The 21492-nt window shown below is 70.0% G+C and carries 20 protein-coding genes; 8 read left to right on the top strand and 12 right to left on the bottom strand.

Annotated elements, in window-relative coordinates:
* The first annotated feature begins 79 nt into the window (after nt 1-79).
* Genes AC4FS1_RS16290 through AC4FS1_RS16275 form a run of 4 tightly spaced genes read left to right on the top strand, consistent with a single transcriptional unit; the run spans nt 80 to nt 6337 of the window.
* Nucleotides 80-1435 (top strand): extracellular solute-binding protein, encoded by a 1356-nt coding sequence (locus AC4FS1_RS16290; RefSeq protein ID WP_491156751.1) that lies wholly within the window; start codon nt 80-82, stop codon nt 1433-1435.
* A 7-nt stretch (nt 1436-1442) separates the two neighbouring features.
* On the top strand, nt 1443-2384 hold the full coding sequence (locus tag AC4FS1_RS16285) for a carbohydrate ABC transporter permease (protein WP_491156750.1): 942 nt from the start codon (nt 1443-1445) through the stop codon (nt 2382-2384).
* Nucleotides 2384-3232, top strand: coding sequence for a carbohydrate ABC transporter permease (locus AC4FS1_RS16280; protein WP_491156749.1), 849 nt, complete (start codon nt 2384-2386; stop codon nt 3230-3232). The genes AC4FS1_RS16285 and AC4FS1_RS16280 overlap by 1 nt, the downstream gene beginning before the upstream one ends.
* Before the next feature lie 36 nt (nt 3233-3268).
* Complete coding sequence (locus AC4FS1_RS16275) at nt 3269-6337, top strand: alpha-mannosidase (protein WP_491156748.1); 3069 nt, start codon at nt 3269-3271, stop codon at nt 6335-6337.
* Nucleotides 6338-6383: 46 nt separating this feature from the next.
* Here the strand turns inward: AC4FS1_RS16275 and AC4FS1_RS16270 are convergent, their stop codons facing one another.
* On the bottom strand, nt 6384-6875 hold the full coding sequence (locus AC4FS1_RS16270; RefSeq protein WP_491156747.1) for a MarR family winged helix-turn-helix transcriptional regulator: 492 nt from the start codon (nt 6873-6875) through the stop codon (nt 6384-6386).
* Nucleotides 6876-6977: 102 nt separating this feature from the next.
* Between AC4FS1_RS16270 and AC4FS1_RS16265 the strand changes: the two genes are divergently transcribed.
* Nucleotides 6978-7880, top strand: coding sequence for an NADP-dependent oxidoreductase (locus tag AC4FS1_RS16265; protein ID WP_491156746.1), 903 nt, complete (start codon nt 6978-6980; stop codon nt 7878-7880).
* 100 nt (nt 7881-7980) lie between these two features.
* On the opposite strand, the gene AC4FS1_RS16260 is transcribed toward AC4FS1_RS16265, so the two are convergent.
* The 7 genes from AC4FS1_RS16260 to AC4FS1_RS16230 all read right to left on the bottom strand — a co-directional run bounded on the left by AC4FS1_RS16260 (nt 7981) and on the right by AC4FS1_RS16230 (nt 15072).
* Complete coding sequence (locus tag AC4FS1_RS16260; protein ID WP_491156745.1) at nt 7981-8133, bottom strand: hypothetical protein; 153 nt, start codon at nt 8131-8133, stop codon at nt 7981-7983.
* Between the two features lie 90 nt (nt 8134-8223).
* Nucleotides 8224-9192 (bottom strand): alpha/beta hydrolase, encoded by a 969-nt coding sequence (locus tag AC4FS1_RS16255; protein WP_491156744.1) that lies wholly within the window; start codon nt 9190-9192, stop codon nt 8224-8226.
* A gap of 438 nt (nt 9193-9630) precedes the next feature.
* Nucleotides 9631-10461, bottom strand: a complete 831-nt coding sequence (locus AC4FS1_RS16250; RefSeq protein WP_491156743.1) for a DUF559 domain-containing protein — start codon at nt 10459-10461, stop codon at nt 9631-9633.
* A 782-nt stretch (nt 10462-11243) separates the two neighbouring features.
* Complete coding sequence (locus tag AC4FS1_RS16245; RefSeq protein WP_491156742.1) at nt 11244-12629, bottom strand: FAD-dependent oxidoreductase; 1386 nt, start codon at nt 12627-12629, stop codon at nt 11244-11246.
* Between the two features lie 64 nt (nt 12630-12693).
* Complete coding sequence (locus tag AC4FS1_RS16240) at nt 12694-13755, bottom strand: polyprenyl synthetase family protein (protein ID WP_491156741.1); 1062 nt, start codon at nt 13753-13755, stop codon at nt 12694-12696.
* A 9-nt stretch (nt 13756-13764) separates the two neighbouring features.
* On the bottom strand, nt 13765-14448 hold the full coding sequence (gene ubiE, locus AC4FS1_RS16235) for a bifunctional demethylmenaquinone methyltransferase/2-methoxy-6-polyprenyl-1,4-benzoquinol methylase UbiE (RefSeq protein ID WP_491156786.1): 684 nt from the start codon (nt 14446-14448) through the stop codon (nt 13765-13767).
* 93 nt (nt 14449-14541) lie between these two features.
* On the bottom strand, nt 14542-15072 hold the full coding sequence (locus AC4FS1_RS16230) for a DUF402 domain-containing protein (RefSeq protein WP_491156740.1): 531 nt from the start codon (nt 15070-15072) through the stop codon (nt 14542-14544).
* Nucleotides 15073-15186: 114 nt separating this feature from the next.
* Between AC4FS1_RS16230 and AC4FS1_RS16225 the strand changes: the two genes are divergently transcribed.
* Complete coding sequence (locus tag AC4FS1_RS16225; protein WP_491156739.1) at nt 15187-16467, top strand: isochorismate synthase; 1281 nt, start codon at nt 15187-15189, stop codon at nt 16465-16467.
* A 41-nt stretch (nt 16468-16508) separates the two neighbouring features.
* On the opposite strand, the gene AC4FS1_RS16220 is transcribed toward AC4FS1_RS16225, so the two are convergent.
* From AC4FS1_RS16220 to AC4FS1_RS16210, 3 genes are read right to left on the bottom strand one after another with little or no spacing between them, the layout of a single operon-like run.
* The gene (locus AC4FS1_RS16220) at nt 16509-17366 is read right to left on the bottom strand and encodes a PPK2 family polyphosphate kinase (RefSeq protein WP_491156738.1); all 858 of its coding nucleotides are present in this window, start codon (nt 17364-17366) and stop codon (nt 16509-16511) included.
* Between the two features lie 44 nt (nt 17367-17410).
* A complete protein-coding gene (gene menD, locus AC4FS1_RS16215; RefSeq protein WP_491156737.1) occupies nt 17411-19198 on the bottom strand; it encodes a 2-succinyl-5-enolpyruvyl-6-hydroxy-3-cyclohexene-1-carboxylic-acid synthase in 1788 nt (595 codons plus the stop codon).
* Between the two features lie 2 nt (nt 19199-19200).
* Nucleotides 19201-19638: a PLDc N-terminal domain-containing protein gene (locus AC4FS1_RS16210; RefSeq protein WP_491156736.1), complete on the bottom strand. Its 438-nt coding sequence runs from the start codon at nt 19636-19638 to the stop codon at nt 19201-19203.
* 76 nt (nt 19639-19714) lie between these two features.
* Between AC4FS1_RS16210 and AC4FS1_RS16205 the strand changes: the two genes are divergently transcribed.
* Nucleotides 19715-20026, top strand: coding sequence for a DUF4229 domain-containing protein (locus AC4FS1_RS16205; RefSeq protein WP_491156735.1), 312 nt, complete (start codon nt 19715-19717; stop codon nt 20024-20026).
* A 40-nt stretch (nt 20027-20066) separates the two neighbouring features.
* On the opposite strand, the gene AC4FS1_RS16200 is transcribed toward AC4FS1_RS16205, so the two are convergent.
* Nucleotides 20067-21041, bottom strand: a complete 975-nt coding sequence (locus AC4FS1_RS16200) for a 1,4-dihydroxy-2-naphthoate polyprenyltransferase (protein WP_491156734.1) — start codon at nt 21039-21041, stop codon at nt 20067-20069.
* 67 nt (nt 21042-21108) lie between these two features.
* On the opposite strand from AC4FS1_RS16200, the gene AC4FS1_RS16195 reads away from it, so the two are divergent.
* Nucleotides 21109-21492: a VOC family protein gene (locus tag AC4FS1_RS16195; RefSeq protein ID WP_491156733.1), complete on the top strand. Its 384-nt coding sequence runs from the start codon at nt 21109-21111 to the stop codon at nt 21490-21492.

The following is a 21492-nucleotide window of genomic DNA, read 5'->3' as shown; positions in this document are numbered from 1 at the left end:
CTTGTCTATTTAATCCATTTGGTTTAGAAAAGACGTGCGCACCCCAACGTGCGTCTGGAAAAGCGAAGGAGCTTTGACCGTGAAGAGATCGAAGGCGGTTCTCGCGATCGCGGGGACGACCGCGTTCGCACTGGCGCTCGGGGGCTGCGGGGCGAGCGGCGAGGGCGGCGGGTCTGACGACACCATCCGGGTGGCGTACCAGAAGACCACGTCGTTTACGGCGATGGACGAACTCATGAAGCTCACGAAGGAGGAGTACGAGGAGGCTCACCCCGGGGCGACGGTCGAGCTCGTCCCGATCGAAGCCGAGCAGGACCAGTACTTCACCAAGCTCGCCCTCATGAATGGCTCGCCCGACACCGCTCCCGACGTGATCTACGAAGACACCTTCCAGATCCGCTCCGATGCCGCGGCCGGCTACCTGCAGCCCATCGACGACTTCGTGGCCGACTGGGACCAGTGGGATCAGTACGACGACGGCGCCCGCCAGGCGGGTCTGGGCGACGACGGCAAGACCTACGGCATCTCCCTCGGCACCGATACCCGTGGCCTCTACTTCAACAAGCAGATCCTCACGGACGCAGGCCTCCCCGAGGACTGGGCACCGACGAGCTGGGAGGACGTCCTCGATGCCGCCCGTGCTGTGAAGGAGAGCGACCCCGACGTCATCCCGTTCAACGTCTACGCATCGCAGGCGCTCGGCGAGGCGACCTCGATGCAGGGCTTCGAGATGTTGCTGTACGGCACGGAGGACGAACTGATGGACACCGATTCGAACAGGTGGCTGACCGGGTCACAAGGTTTCCTCGATGCGCTGCAGTTCTACCAGACGGTCGCCGATGAAGAACTCGGCCCCGACCCTGCGCAGGCGCTCGACGCGGGCTGGGGGACGAAGGTCAGCACCGAGCTGCTCCCCCAAGGCGGCATCGCGATCGCGCTCGACGGCTCCTGGCTGCCCAGCAACTGGATCAACGGCGAGAACGCCTGGCCGGAGTGGGAGGAGACGCTCGGATTCGCCGCCATGCCCACCCAGGACGGCGGCGGCGACGGCTTCACCTCCATGTCGGGGGGATGGACGCTCGCGATGGGTGCGAACGCGTCCGACCCGCAGGCGGCCTTCGACTTCATGGCACAGGCCCTCACCTTCGACAATGCACTGACGTACCACCAGGAAGCGGGCCAGATCGCCGTGCGGAAGGACGTCGCGGAGAGCCAGGAGTACCTCGACTTCAATCCCTCGTTCGAGTTCTTCTCCTCGCTGGTGCCTTACACGCACTTCCGCCCCGCGACGCCGGACTACTCACAGATCTCGTCCAACATCCCGGTCGCGACGGAGGCCGTCTTCACGGGGCAGGCCACTCCCGAGGAGGCCCAATCGGCATATGACTCGGCTCTGCTGGGCATCGTCGGCGAAGACAACACGCAGGCGGGATGACGTCGGGATGACCGCCACCGCCACACTCACCACAGGTGGCCGGCACCGCCCGGACCGGGGGGCCTCCTCCCGGCCCGGGCGTCCCGCCCGCACGGCCGCTCGGCTGCTGCCGCTGTTGCCTGCGACGCTGCTCCTGCTGGCGTTCATGTTGGGGCCGATCGTGTACTCGCTGTACGGCTCCCTCACCGACCGCGCCCTCACCGGACCGCGGGCCGCGGACCCGCAGTTCATCGGCCTGGCCAACTACGCCGAACTCATCGGGTCGCCGGAGTTCTGGCTCTCCCTCGGGCTCACCGTCATCTTCGTGCTCGCCTCGGCCGTGATCGGACAGAACGTGCTGGGCATGCTGCTGGCCGTCCTCATCAGGAGCTCGGTGAAACCGCTGCGCTCCCTCGTCGGCGGGCTCGTCGTGCTGGCCTGGGTGCTGCCCGAGATCGTCGCGGCCTTCGCGCTGTATGCCTTCTTCCAGACGGACGGGACGCTCAACACCTTCCTCGGCTGGTTCGGACTCGAAGGCACCAGCTGGCTGTACTACTTCCCGATGCTCTCGGTCATCCTCGCCAACATCTGGCGAGGCACCGCGTTCTCGATGATGGTCTACAACGCCGCGCTCTCGGAGGTGCCGCCCGAGCTGACAGAGGCGGCGACGATCGACGGGGCCGGCGCCTGGCAGCGATTCACCCATGTGACGCTCCCCGTCATTCGACGGTCGATCTCGACCAACCTCCTGCTGACCACCCTGCAGACCCTCGGCGTTTTCACCCTCATCTGGGTGATGACCGGCGGCGGCCCCGGCACCCAGTCCTCGACCCTGCCGGTCCTCGCCTACCAGGAGGCCTTCAAGTTCGCGCAGGTCGGATACGGCACCGCCGTCGCCACGGTCACCCTCCTGATCGGTGCCGTCTTCTCGGTGATGTACATCAAGATCCTCAAGCCGGAGGTGGACTGATGGCGGGCACCGCAGCGATCTCGGCGCCGCGCAAGGGACCGCAGACCATCCTGTCGTCGGTGATCCTGGCCGTGATCGGCGTCATCTTCCTCATCCCCCTGCTGTGGGTCGTCTTCGCGTCCTTCGACGGTGAGGCGAAGGTCACCATGAAGGTGCCCGTGACGTGGACGCTCGAGAACTACACCCAGGTCATGACCTGGGAACTGACATGGCAGCCGTTACTGAACTCGATCGTCATCTCCTTGGGCACGGCCGTGATCACCGTCGTCGCCGGCGTGCTCGCGGCATACCCGCTCTCGCGCTACGCGATGCGTTTCCAGAAGACCTTCATGTACGGGATCCTGTTCGGCACAGGTCTCCCCATCACCGCGATGATGGTGCCGGTCTACGCCCTGTTCGTGTCGTTCGGGCTGCTCGACTCGGTGTGGGGGGTCATCGTCTTCATGGCGGCGACGTCGCTGCCGATGGCGATCTGGATGCTGAAGAACTTCATGGATTCGGTGCCCATCTCGCTCGAAGAAGCGGCGTGGGTCGACGGCGCGGGATCGATGCAGGCGCTCGCGCGCATCGTCATCCCGCTCATGAGGCCCGGCATCGGCGTGGTGTTCATCTTCGTGTTCACCACGGCGTGGGGCAACTTCTTCGTCCCGTTCGTCTTGCTCTTCACCTCCTCGAAGGTCCCGGCTGCGGTGTCGATCTTCAACTTCTTCGGTCAATACGGCTCGGTCGCGTACGGGCAACTCGCCGCGTACTCCGTGATCTACGCCGCGCCGATGGTCGTGCTCTACGTTCTGGTCCAAAGGCTCTCCGGCGGCGCGTTCGCCCTTGCCGGCTCCGTCAAGGGCTGAATCGACCTCCCCTGTCATCCCGTAGAAAGGAACGCGATGCACGACCGCTCCGCCCTGGCCGCTCTCCGAGTCGAACGATTCATCCGCGAGCGACTCCTGCCCGCCGTGCACCGCGATGCACGACCGCTGCAGCTGGTGTGCTGGGACGCGCCCGGCGAACCCGTGACCATCGCCGAGGCCGCCGCCGGCGCCTACCGGCCGATTTCCGCCGGAGATCTCTGGGGGCGCCCCTGGGGGACGACGTGGTTCCGGGTGAGTGGTGGGGTACCGGACGACTGGCGGACGGACGACGGCGCACTGCCCGACGGCACGCGGGCCGAGCTCGTCGCCGACCTCGGATTCACCATGGGCCAGCCCGGCTTCCAATGCGAGGCGATGGTGTGGTCGGCCGGCGGAGAGCCGGTGCGCGCCATCGCGCCCCTCAACAACGCGGTCGTCGAGGCGGTCGCTCCCGACGGCACCATCGACGTGTACATCGAGGGGGCATCGAACCCGGATGTGGGGAGCCTCTTCAGCTTCGCGCCGACGCCTGTAGGTGACCCGCGCACCGCGGGTACCGACCCGGTCTACCGGTTGCGACACGTGGATGTGCGCCTGCGTGATCTGGAGGTGACGGCCCTCCTGGCCGACACCGTCACGCTGCACGGTCTCGCCGCGCAGCTGGACGCGGGCTCTCCGCGACGCGCCGACATCATCGTGGCGCTCGAGCGGATGATCGACACGGTCGACCCGACCGACGTCGCCGGGACCGCCGCCGCCGGCCGCGCCGCGCTCGCGCCCGTGCTCGCCAGCCCCGCCACCGCCAGTGCGCACACGCTCCACGCCGTCGGTCACGCGCACATCGACTCGGCCTGGCTCTGGCCGGTGCGCGAGACCGTGCGCAAGGTGGCCAGAACCTTCTCGAACGCACTGTCCCTGATGGACGAGAACCCCGACTTCGTCTTCGCCGCGTCGTCCGCGCAGCAGTATGCGTGGATGAAGGAGTACTACCCCGACCTGTTCGCGCGTATCCGCGCCCGTGTCGCCGAGGGCCGGTTCGTCCCGGTCGGCGGGATGTGGGTCGAGGCGGACACGAACATGCCCGGCAGCGAAGCACTCGCCCGACAATTCGTCGCCGGCAAGGGCTTCTTCCTTCGCGAGTTCGGCATCGATACTCCCGAGGTATGGCTGCCCGACTCGTTCGGCTTCACCGCCGCCCTGCCTCAGGTGGCCCGGGCAGCGGGCGCGCAGTGGTTCCTCACCCAGAAGATCTCGTGGAACGAGACCAACCGCATGCCGCATCACACGTTCCAGTGGGAGGGCATCGATGGCACCCGCTTGTTCACGCACTTCCCGCCCGTGGACACCTACAACTCGATCGTGTCGGCCGCGGAGCTGGCGCGCGCCGAGCGTAACTACGCGGACAAGGGACGCGGTACCGTCTCGCTCCTGCCCTACGGCTTCGGCGACGGTGGGGGCGGGCCCACGAGGGAGATGACGGAGGCCATCGCGCGGGCCGGCTCGCTCGAAGGATCCCCCCGCGTCGTCCACTCCACTCCGCGCCGGTTCTTCGAGGCCGCCGAGGCGGAGTATCCCGACCCGGAGGTGTGGGTGGGCGAGTTGTATCTCGAGTTCCACCGCGGAACCTACACGAGCCAGCTCGAGACGAAGAAGGGCAACCGCCGGAGCGAGCATCTCCTGCGCGAGGCCGAACTCTGGGCGACGACGGCCACGGTTCGGGTCGGCGCCGAGTATCCGACCGACCGTCTGGCGCGCGCCTGGGAGATCGTGCTGCTGCAGCAGTTCCACGACATCCTGCCTGGATCGTCGATCGCCTGGGTTCACCAGGACGCGGAGCGCAATTACGCCCACGTCGCGCGGGAGCTGGAGGACGTCATTGCGACCAGTCTCCGTCAGCTGGCCGGCGAGGGCACGCACACCCTGACCGTGAACGCCGCCCCGCACGCACGTGCCGGTGTGCCCGCCCTGGGCGTGGCACTCAGCACGCCACCCGCCCGCGTGACCCCGAGCGCGAGCGGGTCGCAGTGGATCCTCGACAACGGCGTCGTGCGAGTGGTCATCGACGAACGGGGGCTCGTGACATCCGCGGTCGATCTCGCCTCCGGGCGCGAAAGCGTCCCGCCCGGGACGGCCGGCGGGCTGCTGCAACTGCACCGCGACACCCCGACCCAGTGGGATGCATGGGATGTCGACGTGCATTACCGCTCGACCGTCACCGACCTCACGGGGACGGACCGCGTCTCAGTCGTGGACGACGAGGTCGTCGTCGAACGCTCGTTCGGCGCATCCCGTGTCGTCCAGCGCATCGCGCTGGACGCCGGATCGCGCACCGTGGACTTCACTTTCGACGTCGACTGGAACGAAACGCAGAAACTGCTCAAGCTCGCGTTCCCCGTCGACGTGCACACCGATCGCGCGACGTCCGAGATCCAGTTCGGCCACATCGATCGCGCCACGCATACGAACACGTCGTGGGATGCCGCGCGGTTCGAGACGGTGGCGCACCGGTGGGTCCGCGTCGCGGAACCGGGCTTCGGAGTGGCCGTCGTGAACGACTCCACCTATGGGCATGACGTCACGCGCGCGGCTCGCGCGGCCGGCGGTGGCACGATCTCGACGGTGCGCTTGTCGTTGATCCGAGCCGCGCTCTTCCCCGACCCGACACAGGATCAGGGCACCCACACCCTGCGCGTGGGTCTCGTGATCGGCGCCGACGTCGCGGATGCGGTGGTCGAGGGCTACCGCATCAATCTCCCGGAACGGGTACTGCCCGGAGCCGCCGCCACCGAGATCGCACCGCTCATCTCCGTCTCGGTCGCGCACTCGGACTCTCACGCCGACGAGGGCTCGGGGGTCGTCGTCGAAGCGGTCAAGCCGGCCGAAGACGGCAGCGGCGATGTCGTGGTGCGTTTGTACGAGGCGCTCGGACGCCGGATTGCGGCCACGGTCTCGACGGGATTCGCCGCGCACGGGGTGGCGGAGACCGATCTGCTCGAGCGCGTGACCACCGCATCCGCTCTGGTCGACGTGACCGCCGGCGAGGAACTCATCGCGACCCTGCACCTGCGACCCTTCCAGATCGTCACCCTGCGCTTCGCCCGCTGATCAGACACGGGTGATCGTCGACGACCTGCTCACGTTCGTCGCGGGCCTAGCGAGCTGATCGAGGGGGCAGGAGGTCAACGCACTCAGGTCGGAGCGGTGTGAGAATCGCTTCGGCAATGTCCTCCAGCTGCTCGAGCTGCCGATTCTCGAGAAGTGCGAACACGCGGGCGCGGACCTCCGCGACGTAGCCGGGTTCCACCTCCGCGAGAAGGCGCGCTCCCGATGGCGTCAGCCTCGCGAGGGTCTTCCGCGCGTCCGTGGGATCCGCGCTGCGCGCCAGGAGACTTCGTTTCTCCAATCGGCCGACGATCCGCGACAGATGCGACGGCGTCACGCTGGCGGTGGCAGCCAGGCGGCTCATGTGGATTTCGCGGTCCTCGCTGAGCGACAGACAGCGCAATACCCCGTACTCGGCGTGGCTGAGATCCGCGAACCGCTCCAGGTAGGTATCCAGTTCGGCGGGGAGCCACATCATGACGCCCACCAGTAGGGACCAGGTTCGATCCTCCTGCGGCGAGAGGCGATCTGCTGCGGACATGGTCACATCGTAGCGTTGCTTGCCGCGGAAAGTAATTCGGGATAGTGTTCCTTTCCGCAGCAAGTACTTGCTGCCTCATGCTCACCAGAAAGTTGAACTGTTATGCGCGCTGCCCGTTTCCACTCGTACGGTGCCCCCGATGTTCTCGTCGTCGAGGACGTGCCGGAACCTCATGCCGGTGCGGGTTCGGTTCGGATCAAGGTGCGCGCGACGAGCGTGAATCCGATCGACGTCGTCCTGCGCGCCGGCCACCTCGCGCAGGTCCTCCCCGTGACCCTGCCCGCCATCCCTGGCCGGGACGCCGTCGGTGTCGTCGACGAAGTCGGTCCGGGTGTGACGGACACGCGGGTGGGCGACCTCGTGTTCGGCCTGGGCGGGGTCACCGACGCCACCGCGGAGTTCGCGGTCCTGACTGCATGGAGCACCGTTCCTGAGAGCTGGTCGACGGCGCAGGCCGCCGCAGCAGGGCTCGCGTCCGCCACCGCCGCGGCCGTCATCGACGCTCTGGGTGACCTGAACGGCAAGACGTTGCTCATCGAGGGCGCTTCCGGTGCCGTCGGCACCGCTGCGGCAGCGTTCGCCCTCGCCGCCGGCGCCACCGTCATCGGCACGGGCCGCGAGAGCAACCATCCGCACCTGGAGTCGCTCGGTGTTCTTCCCACGGCATACGGCCCGGGGCTGGCGGAGCGCGTGGCCGTCCTCGCGCCGAGCGGCGTGGACGCAGCCCTGCATTCGGCCCCGTCCGACTCCCTGCCGGATCTGGTGAGCATCGTGGGGGTGGCCTCCCAGGTCGTCACCGTCATCGACCACCAGGGGGCCGCGCAGCTCGGCGCCACCTCGGTCAGCTCGCGCAACGACTCGGCGCTCCTGCGGTACGCCGCCGCGCTCGGGCGGGACGGGCTCTACACGCCCCGCGTCGACCACGAGTTCTCCTTGGCCGACATCGCCGAGGCTCACGCCCTGGCCGAAAACGGCGGCGGCAAGGTCGTCATCACACAGCCCTGATCCCCATGCCGTAGATCGAGCGCCCTCGCCCTCACCCTCGCACTCGCACTCGCACTCGCACTCGCGCTCGCACTCGCACTCGCACTGCCCGAGGTCTCGGTCAGATCGGGGTGTCCTGCACCCCGTCCTCTTCCGCGAGCGGTCGGTTGTCTTCCGGATCCGTGTCCGGTCCCGGCTCCAGGTCCGGCTCACCGGCGGAGGAGGTGTCGGGGTCCGGTCCGGATTCGATCGGCGCCCTCTCTCGGTCATCCATGCGGGAATTCCACCAGGCCGGATGTGCCGAGCGCTTCGGGCTTGACAGCGCAGCCGAGCCGCAGCATCCAGGCCCCTCCGCGCCGGAGTGTCAGCGCAGCGCCTTCGGCCACCGGTCGAGGGCCGCGTAGGCGGCGGTGCGCGGACCCGCTCTGGAGAGGAAGACGTCGTGGATGGCACCCTCGATCCGGGCGATCGTGACGAGCTCCCCGATGCGGGTCGCCGCGCGCGCGATGTCGTCGACGACGAGCACCGAGTCGGTGTCGGTCATCTCCTCCGTCCATCGGATCGGCGGCGTCGAGCGCGCGGACAGCAACACGAGGGCGGGGCATCCCACATCCACCCCTTCCGCGATGCGGCGGTGGCCCGCGAGGACGGCGGCCAGCCAGCGCGGATGAGTCGGGAACCCCCGCTCCGGACGCCATCCGTCCGCCGGGATCGGCAGCGAGCCGATCTCGCGCTGGGCCCGCGTGTAGAACCCGAGATCGACGACGGGCTGCGGGCCGAGCGGATCTATGCGGGCTCGCGCGTTGACGAGGGGGGTGAGCGCCTGCCGACCGATGGGGCCGATCTGGAGCTCGAGCCACGGGCTGTTCAGGACGAGCGCGGCGGCACGGTCGGGGTGTCGCGCGGCCCACAGGGTGAGCGTGAGGCCGCCGGTGGAGTGGCCGAGGAGGACCAGCCGACGCGTGCCGCGCTCCCCCTCCCCCATGACGCGAAGGGCCGCATCGATGTCGGCGTCGTAGTCGTCGAGCGAGTGGATATCACCCGGACGCTGACCCTCGCGAAGGCTTCTTCCGTACCGGCGCAGGTCGAGGGCGAAGAACCGGGCGCCCCGGTCTGCCCAGAAGCGGGCGAGCTCGACCTGGAAGAAGTAATCCGACCACCCGTGCACGTACAGCACGTCGATGTCGCGCAGTGCCCCCAACAGGCGAGCCGGTGGCGACGGGATGCTGCGCACAAGCGTCGCGGTGATCTCCTCGCCGTCCTCCCGGCCGAGGGGCAGGGTGCGTTGCTCGAAACCCGGCCCGAGCAGGTCGGGCACCCACCCTGCGTTCATGCCGCCAGCCTAGGGCTGGGCCGGCGGGACGTGTCCGGTCCGGGACTTGGTGCCTGGGGGTGGGCAGGTGCGGTGCGGTTCTCCCGGGGCGGTCAGGTTCTCCGGGGGCGGGGGCGGCCCCGGGGGTCTCGGGGCCCGGTGCCGCCCGCGGGCAACCCGGGAGGAGATGTGCCTTCGGGAGGCGGAGTCCCCAACATCCGCCCCTCCCCACACGCCATCTCCTCCCGAACCGCCCGGCTCCCGGCGCGACAGCTCCCCCGCGGCGGGGCGGGAGTGTGCCCGCGGGCAACCCGGGAGGAGATGTGCCATCGGGAGGCGGAGCCCCCAACATCCGCCCCTCCCCACACGCCATCTCCTCCCGAACCGCCCGCTTCCCGGCGCGACGGCGCCGCCGCGGCGGGGGCTTGCACACCGAGACACCCGCCATCTCGGTGTCAGTCATGCCGCGAGATGCAGACCCTGAGCGACGGCTCGCATGATGCGGTCCTGCACCGCCGCCCAGTCATCGATGACGGCGGCATATCCGACGCGGATGACGTGGTACCCCCTCAACGTCAGCTCAGCGTCGTGGGCGATGTCGGATTCGCGCTGGGCTCCGACGTGGTGGCCACCGTCGATCTGCAGAACGAGGCAATCACCGATGAGGAGATCTACCGGGCGGCCTGCGATCCACACTTGTCGGCGCAGTGGAAGCCGCATCCATCGCAGACGGGGTACGACGAACGTCTCCAGTCCAGAGTCGGCGAACGGTGTTGCCTCTTCGCAGAGCCGTCTCGCGTCCGGTCGAAGGGTAAGGCGCTGAAGCGCCCGTTTGTCGGCCATCCCCTGGCGCAGCGCCGACTCCCAGATCGCCAGCGCGACCTCGTGCGGCTGGCACGATGCCACCGCCGCGAGGAGGTTCTCGATGCCGTCGACGAGGGCACCGGGATGCCGAGGCACGACCGGCGCGGCCCAGTGCACGACCGTGTCCCGCGCGACGTCGATGTGGCCCGCGTGTGCCGGAGCAGCCACGTGCGGCCGGTCATCCCCGAACACCCATAAGCCGAGCCGCCGGGCCTGCGTGACGCAGGTGAGGACGACGCCCGCTCGAGCGGCGGACACCAGGTAGGGATCGGCATCCGGGGTCGCCACCCATCCGCGCCGCACCCGCACGATCTCCCCGCGTGCCAGGGCGGCCTCCACGCGGCGGCGGGAGAACCCACTGTCGCGCAACGTGGATACGCGCGAAACGCCGCCTTGGCTTCTGATCGATTCCGCAAGTGAGAGCATCCCGCCATCGTCGCGGCCGTGGGATGCCCGCGGACGCTCGATGGGGCAGCCCGTGTAAGAAACCCGTCAGCGGCCGACTGGGGAGGACGAGTGGGGGGTTCGGGTTCGGGTTCGGGTGCGCCGGGCGCCGGCTCGGGCTCGGGCTCGGGTTCGCCGGGGCGAGCGCCTAGGGAGGAGAAGTGCATTACGGAGGACCAAAAATCCCCAGATCCACCCTCCCCCAAGCGCCATCTCCTCCCGAAGAGCACGGGTGGGGACCAGGCGGACTCCGGTGCGGCGCCGGGGCGAGCACCCAGGGAGGAGAAGTGCAATACGGAGGACCCAAATCCCCAGACCCACCCTCCCCAAGCGCCATCCCCTCCCGAAGAGCACGGGAGCGGGCCAGGCGGGGTCCGATGCGGGCGCCGGGGCGAGCACCCAGGGAGGAGAAGTGCACTACGGAGGACCCAAACCCGCAGATCCACCCTCCCCAAGCGCCATCCCCTCCCGAAGAGCACGGGAGCGGGCCAGGCGGGGTCCGGTGTGGCGCCGGGGCGAGCGCCCAGGGAGGAGAAGTGCACTACGGAGGACGAAAACCCCCTGTCCCGCCCTCCCGAAGCGCCATCTCCTCCCGGGCCGCTCAAACCGAGCCCGTCAAGCTCAAGCCGCTCAAGCCCGAGCCCGTCACGCCCGAGCCGCCCAAGCCCAACCCCACACTCGAGCCGCCCAAGCCCAAGCCCAAACCCAAGCCCAAGCCCAAGCCCGAGCAGCCCAAGCCCGAACCGGCTCAAGCCCCGAACGGGCTACTCGCCGCGGGAGATCGCGACCATCTCGTCCCGCGGGACGACCTTGATGCGGGCGCGCTCGTGCGGGAGGCCCAGGGCGACCTCGTGCTCGTCGAGGCGGTGCCATCCGGTGAGGTCGGTCCAGCGGACCCCGCGCGAGGCCAGGAGAGCGGGGATCGCACCCTCCGACGGATCCTCCGGCTGCCACCACGATCCCTGGTCGTTGATGAGGTGACGCACGGTCTCCATCGCGTCCGACTTCGTGTGACCGATGAGCCCGACCGGCCCGCGCTTGATCCAGCCCGTCGCGTAGACGCCGGGAACCGGCTCGTTGGAGTCGCCGTGCAGCACCTGGCCCTCGCGGTTCGGGATGACCCCGTGCCGCGTGTCGAAGGGCACACCAGGCAGCGGCGACCCGAAGTACCCCACGGCGCGGTACAGCGCCTGGATCGGAACCTCGCGCAGCTCGCCGGTGCCGGCGACTCCGCCCTCGCCGTCCGGCCGCGTGCGCTCATAGACGAACGCCGACACGTGGCCGGACTCATCCGTCTTGATCTCGACCGGCTTGGCCCAGAAGTGCAGGTGCAGGCGTCGCGACGCCCCGCCGCCTGCCGCGGCGGCGGCATTGTTCGCGCTCGGGCGCTTTCGCCACGACTGGAGTATGCGGTCGATCACCATGACCTGCTTGTTGCTGGCGATCGCCGCCTTCGATGCCTCGTCGTAGTCGAAGTCCTCGTCGTAGACGACCATGTCCACGTCGCGCAGCTCGCCGAGCTCGCGCAGTTCCAGCGGCGTGAACTTCACCTGGGCGGGGCCGCGGCGTCCGAAGACATGCACGTCCGTCACCGGCGAAGCCTTCAGGCCCTCATACACGTTCGCCGGGACCTCGGTGGAGAGGAGATCGTCGGCGTGCTTGGCGAGCATCCGGGAGACATCGAGCGCGACGTTGCCGTTTCCGATCACGGCGACCGACTGCGCATCCAGCGGCCACGTGCGCGGCACGTCGGGGTGCCCGTCGAACCAGCTCACGAAGTCGGCCGCGCCATACGAACCTTCCGCGTCGATGCCGGGGATGTCGAGGCTCGTGTCGCGGATGGCGCCGGTCGCGAAGATGACCGCGTGATAATGCCGCTTGAGGTCGTCGAGGGTGATGTCCTCCCCGAAGCGCACATTGCCGAAAAGGCGGATGTCCCCGCTGTCGAGCACCCCACGAAGCGCGGTGATGATCCCCTTGATGCGGGGATGATCGGGGGCCACACCGTAACGGACCAGGCCGTAGGGCGCGGGAAGCTGCTCGAACAGGTCGATCGACACGTCGAACTTCCGCTCGGCCTTGAGGAGGATGTCGGCGGCGTAGATGCCCGCGGGTCCCGCGCCGACGATGGCCAGCCTGAGCTGAGTCATGAGGATCCTTTCGGATTCGGATGCGGCGGAAGCCGCGAGGTATCGCGCTGTGTCGGATGCGACATCAGCTGGAGCGGTCGGCCACAGCCTGCGCGAACCGGCTCAACGCTTCGCGCACGGCTCCATCTGGAAGCGGGTCCAGGGCAGCGATGGCCTCGGCCGACCAGGCGCGGGCGAGGTCGAGGGTCGCGCGGGTGGCCTGGTGCTCGCGCAACTCGGCGAGGGGACTGTCGAGCAGGGCCGCGTCCGAGCCGTCGGCGATACGGGCCACGCCGTCATCGATGCGCGCCACCAGGTCGCGGGATGCCGCATCCTCGCGCTGTCCGAGGAGCAGGTAGGGCATCGTCGGCACGCCCGCGCGCAGGTCGGTGCCGGGCACTTTCCCGGTCTCGTCCGGAGCGTCGGAGAGGTCGAGCACGTCGTCGAGGAGCTGGAACGCGACGCCGGCCTTCTCGCCGAAGACGCGGAGGGGTTGTTCGAACTCCTCCGGGCCGTGGGAGAAGATCACGCCGGCCTGGGCGGCGGCGGCGATGAGCGACCCGGTCTTGTCCAAGAGCACCTGCAGATAGAACTCGACCGGGTCGTCGTCGGGGTGCGGTCCGACGGTTTCGTGCATCTGCCCGAGGACGAGGCGTTCGAAGGTGTCTGACTGCAGCCGAATGGCGCGGTCGCCGTGGCGTGCCATGATCCGGCTCGCGCGGGAGAAGAGGAGGTCGCCGGTGAGGATGGCGACGTTGTTGCCCCACACCGTCTGCGCGCTCGGGATGCCGCGGCGGACGTCTGCGCCGTCCATGACGTCGTCGTGGTACAGCGAACCGAGGTGAGTCATCTCCAGCGCGGTCGCGCCGTCGACGACATCATCGGTCACACCGTCACCCAGCTGAGAGGTGAGGATCGCGAGCATCGGACGGAGGCGCTTGCCGCCGGCTTCGTAGAGGTAGCGGCTCGTCGCATCCGCCAGGGAATCGGCGATGCGAAGCTCTTCGGCGAGGTTCCGGTCGACGCGCTCGAGACCCGCCTCGACGGTGGCGAGGAGCCTGCGGGAGCGGACGCCCGCGAAGATGCGGTCGGTGAGGCCCAGTTTGCCCGCCATCTGCGAGCCCGCAGCGGAAGGTCTGGGGGTCACCATCCCAGCCTACCCCGCCGCGCTGGGGGCTTCCGAAGCGGGAGCGGTGCCTCGGTGCAGCGCAACGATGCCGAACGAGAGATTGCGGTAGGCCACGTCGGTCCATCCCGCCTCGCGAAGCCAAGCGGAGAGGGTGCGCTGGTCGGGCCAGTCGCGGATGGACTCGTTGAGGTACTCGTACGCCTCCGCGTTGGAGCTGACGGTCTTCGCGATCACGGGCAGCACCCGCCCGTTGTAGAAGCGGTACAGGCCCGCAAAGGGTCGCGACGGGGGGTGGGAGAACTCGCACACCACGATCCGGCCGCCCGGCTTGGTCACGCGACGCAGTTCACGCAGCGCCTTCCGAGGGTCGTTCACGTTGCGCAGCCCGAACGACATCGTGACCGCGTCGAACTCCGCGTCCTCGAACGGCAGTGCGGTGGCATCGGCCTGCACGAACGACAGGTTCGGGATGCCGCCGTACCGACGCCGGCCCTCCGCGATCATCCCCGGGGAGAAGTCGGCGGCGACGACCTCGGCGCCGCTCCGGGCGAGCGACACCGAGCTTGCGCCCGTGCCCGCCGCGAGGTCGAGGATGCGCTGACCGGGGCGCGGCCCGATCGCCCGGGTCGTCGCGACCCGCCAGAACCGGTCGTTCCCCAGACTCAGCACGGTGTTCGTGCGGTCATAGGCCGGCGCGACCTGATCGAACATGCCCGCCACGCGGGCCGGGTCTTTGCCGAGGTCGGCACGGTTCGGCTCGGAGGTCACCCGACGAGTCTAGGCCGGGTCCGCGGACTCCACGGCTCAGGCGAACGAGGCGAGCCGGCTCAGCCAGCGGGCGATCGTGGCGTCGTCGAAGGGGGCGTCGCGACGTCGCACGCGCTGCTCCAGATCGACGGCGACGGACTCGAGTCGCTCGACGATGTCGAGCGGGTATCCGTACTGAACGCGATGCTCGTCCCACTCGTCGCGATCGTCGATCCAGATGCCCCGGCCCTCGTGCTCCACGACGTCGAGGTCCATGTCGATGCCGGTCGGCTCCCCGCTTTCGCCCCACCGGACGTCCCACGCCAGGTCGATGTAGACCCGGGTGGGATGCGGCGCAGCATTCGCCGTGAACGCCCACTGCCCGCCGGGCGGAATCAGCGTGACGTTCGGCTGGGGAGCGGGCATCTCCCGCCCCGGCCGGGCGCTGCGCCATCCGGCCTGCTGCCCCACCCAGTCGCCGTGCTCGTCGCGACCCAGGAAGACGCAGTCGTGCTCCCAGTGCGGCGCACCATCCCATTTCCGCCAGCGGAAGAGCAGGCGCGTGCCGGGTTCGGGCGGTGCAGTCATCCCCGCAGTCTAGGGACAGGCCCTCGCGAGCGGGCGCTTCTCGGACGCTTCGACGGCCCCGCGACGGGGACGCCCCGCGAACCGAGGGTACGGGGCGCGAACTAGGCTGGCACCGTGCAGTCCCCCGCGTCGTCCGAGGTTCCACGGCTCCGCGTCGTGACCCGTGAGGTCGATGACGTCGAGGATGTCCTGGTCTACGCCGACGCCGAAGATCCCCTCTTCTGGAGCCGCCGCGGCGATGCTCTGGCCGCCTTCGGGGTGGCCCTGCGTCTGGAGGCTGTGCCGGGGACCCCGGTGCCCGCGGCGGACCTCGCAGCGCGCTGGCGCGCCGTCGCCGCCGCCGCCGACGTCGACGATCCCGTGGACGTGCCCGGTACGGGTCTCGTCGCACTCGGCTCGTTCGCTTTCGACCCGGACTCGCCGCGCGGCAGCATCCTCACCGTCCCCGCCACCCTCGTCGGCCGGCGCGGCGGGCGGACCTGGGTCACGCAGGTCTCCGTCGACGACCGCTCCCCGGCCGCTGCCGCCGCGGAACTCCCCTCCCCCACGCCGTTCGGCCCGCACTGGTCTGCCACCGTGGGCCCCGGCCGGATGACCGCGGAGGGGTACCAGGACGCCGTGCGGCACGCTCTCGGTGCCATCGCCCGCCACGAGGTCGACAAGGTCGTGCTCGCCCGCGACGTGGTCGGAACGGTGCCGTCCGGCGCCGACCTCCGCCGCTTGGTCCGGGCTCTCCTCATCGGGTACCCGGACTGCTGGGTCTTCGCCGTCGACGGCCTCATCGGCGCGAGTCCGGAGACCCTCGTGACGGTGTCCGGCGGCACCGTCACCGCGCGCGTGCTCGCCGGCACGATCGCCCGCGGCGCGGAAGCCGACGCCGACGCCGCGGCATCCCTCGCCCTGACCGACAGCACGAAAGACCAGGACGAGCACCGCTTCGCCGTGCACAGCGTCCTCGCCTCGCTCCGCCCGCACACCAGCGCCCTGGCCGCGGGCGAGCAGCCCTTCACGCTGCGCCTTCCGAACGTGTGGCACCTGGCGACCGACGTCGAAGGCGTGCTGGATGACGGGTCCTCCTCGCTCGACCTGGTCGCGGCGCTGCATCCCACGGCGGCGGTGGCGGGAACCCCCACCTCCGTGGCCATGGATCTGATCCGCCGGCTGGAGCCGTTCGACCGCGGACGCTACGCCGGCGCGGTGGGGTGGATCGGTGCCTCCGGCGACGGCGAGTGGGCGATCGCGTTGCGCTGTGCGCAGTTCGACCTGCCGCTGGCCAACGGCGCCCTCCCCATCACCGCCTATGCCGGTGCCGGGATCGTGGCCGGCAGCGACCCCGAATCAGAACTCCTGGAGACGCGCGTGAAGTTCCGTCCCATCGTCGAAGCCCTCGCCTGACCCCTCCCGGCAGTGGGTTTCGCCGCGTGGCCCGGCCATGGTCAGGATGCGGCGAGGCGCGCCCTTTCGGCATCGACGTCGTAATCGGCCGACGGCCATCGGGGATTCAGGTCGGTGAGAGCATCCAGGAGCAGCTGCTGCACCGCCAGGCGGGCGTACCACTTACGGTCAGCGGGCACGACATGCCATGGAGCCCCGGCTGTCGAGGTCCGCTCGATCGCGAGCTGATAGGCCGCCATGTATTCGTCCCACAGCAGCCGCTCGTCGACGTCTCCCGAGTTGTATTTCCAGTGCTTGTCGGGCCGGTCGAGGCGTTCGGTCAGGCGCTCCTTCTGCTCCTCCTTGGAGATGTGGAGCAGAACCTTCACCCAGCGGATGCCGCGTGCCGCCGCATCCGCCTCGAACTGCACGATCGCGTCGTATCGCCCTTCGATCTCCTCGGGCGCCGCCAGGGCCCGCACCCGCCCGATGAGCACGTCTTCGTAGTGGGAGCGGTCGAACACGCCGATGCGGCCGGGCACAGGAAGGCGGCGCTCGACGCGCCACAGGAAGTCGTGGGCGAGTTCTTCGTCGGTGGGCTTTTTGAACGACGCGAGCTCGACTCCCTGCGGGTCGACGGCGCCCACGACGTGGCGCACGACGCCGCCCTTGCCTGCGGTGTCCATCGCCTGCAGCACCAGCAGCACCGACCCTTCGGCGGTGCCCGCGACACTCTGCGCGAAGAGGCGCTCCTGCAGCTCACCGAGCCGGGATCCTCCCGCCTTCAGCTCCCGCGTACCCGCGGACTTCCCGCCGGTGTAGCCGGGCGTGGACCGCGGATCGACGTCGGCGAGACGGAATCCAGGATCTGCGCGAAGGACATCTGCGGCGGGGGTGGTCCACGGTGGCGAGGAGCTCATGGAGTCATGCTGCCGCCGGGCGGCACGCCGGCGCATCCTTTTCCTCAGCGGGGTAGCGGCACCTCGAAGAGCTGACGCCCGCCCACGGGAGAGGTGAGCAGCTGATCCAGGGCGCTGCGGGTGGTCGGCCGGTGGTACTCCCACCCGTACGCCAGGGCGAGGTGCTCGAGCCGAACCCCCTGCGGGGTGTACAGCACGCGGTCCATCGCCTGAGCTCCGGCGAGCTCCGCCACCTCGAGTCCGTCGAAGATCGTTCCCCCGCCGTCGTTTCCCACGACCACCTGGATGCGCGGCTCGTGCTCGGCACCCGGGAGGAGGAGCGATCCGACGTCATGCAGGAAGGCAAGGTCGCCGAGGACCACGCGTGTCACGCCGGCGCGCCCGTCGGTCTGGCTTGCCAGCGCGATTCCCATCGCCGTGGCGAGGGTGCCGTCGATGCCCGCGAGTCCGCGGTTGGCGTGCACCGGCACCTTCTTGCCACCCAGCACCGCGTCGGCCACCCGCACCAAACGCGAGGAGCCGAAGACGAGGCGGTCGTGCGGCCAGGTCGCGCGCCACACCGCGTCGACGAGCCCGGCGCGATCCAGCGGCGTGCGCAGGACCGCCATCTCCGCCGCGATCGCCCCCAGACGCTCGTGGGGCTCGGCCGAAGAAAGCCCGTCGGCGTCCGGAGCGGGCGGCGACAGGTCGGTGGATGCGGCGGCGGATGCCCGCATCCACCGTCCGAGCCATTCACGGTCGGCGGGTCCGTCGGCGACACGCACCTCGTCCACCCCCAGCGTCGAGCCGTTGAGGTTCAGGGGTTCGCCCGGTCGGCGTACGGCGATCACCTCGACGTCGTCGCGGGACAGCAGCCTCGCGACCTCGCGGCTGAGGGTCGGGTGGCCGAACACCACGGCGCGCTGGACCGCGCCACCCAGCTCGGGGTTCGACAGCAGGTCGCGGTACCCGTGCACGAGGTTCCGCCCATATCGTGCGCCGCTGACGATCTCCGCGACCAGCGGCCAGCCGCCCGCATGCGCGAGCTCTTCGGCCGCCGGACCGGCATCGGCCCCGGCGACCACGATCGTGCGCGGGCCTCGGGCGAGCAGATGCGGCGCTGTCTCCCCGGGCGCGACGTCGGCTCCGCCGATGCCGCCACCGCCCTGGTACAGCGCTCCCGATTCCGTGCCGGCGGGATCGCCGGGATCGCCGGCGGCCGGCCGGGTCGCGGGCGCACCGGTCAGCCAGGCAGGTGTCGGGCCGGCGAGGGGTTCGCGGTAGGGGAGGTTCAGGTGCACGGGTCCGGCGGGGCGCCCGGTGCCGCCGCGGGCGGCGGCGAGCGCGTCGGCGGCGACGCCCCGCAACATCACCGTCTGGTCCGAGGTGCCGTCGGGGTCGACGGCATCCGGAACCGGCAGGTCGGTGTCGTACCGCGCGTGCGGCGCGAACAACCCCGGCTGGCGTGTGGTCTGATTCGCACCGACGCCGCGCAGCTCGGGCGGGCGATCGGCGGTGAGGAGCAGCAGCGGCACGCCGGCATGGTGCGACTCGAGCACCGCCGGAAGGAGGTTGGCCACGGCCGTACCGGAGGTGCAGATGACGGCGGCCGGGGTACCGGTCTCACGCCCGATGCCGAGCGCCGTGAATCCCGCGACGCGCTCGTCGATCCGGACGTGAAGGTGGATGCGGCCGGCCCGTTCCAGCTCGGCGGCCACCAGGGCCAGCGCCTGCGAGCGCGAACCCGGGCTGAGGACCACGTGCCGGACGCCACCCGCCACCAGCGCTCCGAGGAGAGCGGCGGCGGCGTCCGTGGCGGGAGAGGCGCCTCGGCGCGGGTCGGGGCTGGTCACGCTCAGCCGACGGCGCCGCGCTGACCGCGGGCGTCGTCGTCGCCTTCGTTTCCGGTCGGCGGGGCGGTGCCGGGCTCGTCGCCCGGGAGTTCGGTGGGCGGCGCCGAGCGGAACCGTTCGTCGTCGTCCTCAGCGTCGAGCTGGGCGAGCTCCTCTTCGAGGCGACGGATGCGTTCGTCCTGGTCGGCGATCGTGCCGATGCTGCCGAGGAACTCGGGGTCATCGTCGGGAGCACGGCGGGCGGCAGCGGTGGCGGTGCGGCCGCGGCCGACGACGAACCACAGCAGGCCGCCGAGGACCGGAAGGAGCACGACGATCGCGATCCATGCGCCCTTGCTGACGCCGCGGGCGCGCTGGGCCGGCTGCAGCGCACAGTCGACGATCGAGTACACCCAGAACGCGGTGCCCACGAGCGCCAGAATCAGCAACAGCCTCGCCATGGTCTCATCCTAGGCGCGATGTCTGTGCGTCGGCCGGGCAGTGGGCACGATGATCGCGGCGGCTTAGACTGGCCCGATGATCGCGCGCTCGGCCCTGGTGTACACGGTGCTGCGGCTGCTGGCGTTCCTGGTTCCCTTCGGTGCACTTCTGCTGCTCCCGGTGTTCCGCGACCTGCCATGGCTCGCCGCCATCTTCGCGGCCTTCATCGGCCTGGCCCTGTCGCTGTTGTTCCTCCGCCGCCCGCTGGAAGATGTCACCTCCGGCCTCGCCGAGCGCCGTGCCCAGGCGCGCGGAGCCGCGCGCCGCGGCGCCGCGGCTCGGGCCGACGCCGACGCCGAGGATGCGGCGAGCGACGCAGCATCCCGTCGCCCCGGCACCGACCGCTGAATCCGGCGCTCTTCTCCGAATCCGCGAGTCGGACGGGGGTTCAGCTGACGAAGGCCCAGAAGAGGAAGGCCGCGTAGGCGAGGGATGTGAGCGACGTCAGCGCGAGCGCGATGACGAGTTCGCGCGGCACCCGGTAGGTCCAGACGATGAGGATGGCGGGGAGCCCGGCGAGCAGAGCCATCAGCGACAGCCACGCGATCGGATAGAACAGCGCGAGGAACGCGGCGATGCCGAACGGGGCCAGCACGAGCACCGTGTACAGCACCTGCGTCCACCGCTTGCCGATGCGCACCGTCAGAGTGCGCTTGCCGGCAAGGCGATCCTGATCGATGTCGCGGAGGTTGTTCGCGAGCAGCACCGCGCACGCGAGGAACCCCACACCCACCGCGCCGAACCACGCCTCTTGAGGGAGCGCGAAGGCCTGCACCCACGTCGTGCCGAGGGTGGCCACCAGCCCGAAGAAGACGAAGACGAACACCTCGCCCAGACCCGCGTAGCCGTAGGGGCGTTTTCCGCCCGTGTAGAACCACGCCGCGACGATGCACGCGGCACCGACCGCCAGCAACCACCACTGCTGCGTGCGGATCACCACTGCGAGTCCGGCGAGCGCGGCGAGGGCGAAGAAGACCAGGGCGACGATGAGGACCGTGCGCGGCTTCGCCTTGCGCGCCGCGGTCAGTCGGGCAGGGCCGACCCGGTGGTCGTCGGTGCCGCGGATGCCGTCGCTGTAGTCATTGGCGAAGTTCACGCCGATCTGGAGGCTCACGGTCACCAGCAGGCAGAACAGGGCAATGACCCAGTGGAAGGGCTCCGCCCCGAGGTTGGCAGCGCCCGTGCCCACGAGCACCGGGCTCACGGCGAGGGGCAGGGTGCGCAGCCGCGCTGCGCCGATCCAGTCCGCCGCCGTGGCCTTCCGGGGCGCGGCGGCCGGAGCGGGTCGCTTCTGCGGATTGCCGCCCGGGCGGCGGCGCGCGGAACTGGTGCGAGCGGAAGGTTTACGAGAAGATGCGGCCACGGAGTGCCATCCTAGGCGCGCGTGCAACCCCCTCCCCTCAGCGGGGGTGACTCGGCAGGGTGGAGACATGCTCACCATGGCCACCATCGTGATGACCGTCGAGGACATAACCCGGGCCGGGGACTTCTGGCGCGCCGCGCTGGGGTTCGTCAACCGCGCCGAACCCAGCGACGACTGGGTCATGCTCGATCCGCCCGACAAAGGCGGCTGGGATGGTCCCGGAACGAGCCTCGCACTCTCGGTGACGGGGTACCCGCAGCACTATCCGCCGCGCATCCACCTCGATCTCTACGCCGACGACCACGCCGCGGAAGTGCAACGGCTCCTCGACCTCGGCGCACGAGAGGTCGACTGGCACGGGTATCCCCGGGACGCCGACTGGATCGTGCTCGAAGACACCGAGGGCAACCGCTTCTGCGTCGTCGACACCGGAGAGCGCCCCGCCACCTGA

The sequence above is a fragment of the Microbacterium sp. Z12_35 genome (genome assembly GCF_058310475.1).
The sequence above is the reverse complement of the archived record's forward strand: the minus strand, read 5'-3'. Positions and strand labels throughout refer to the sequence as shown.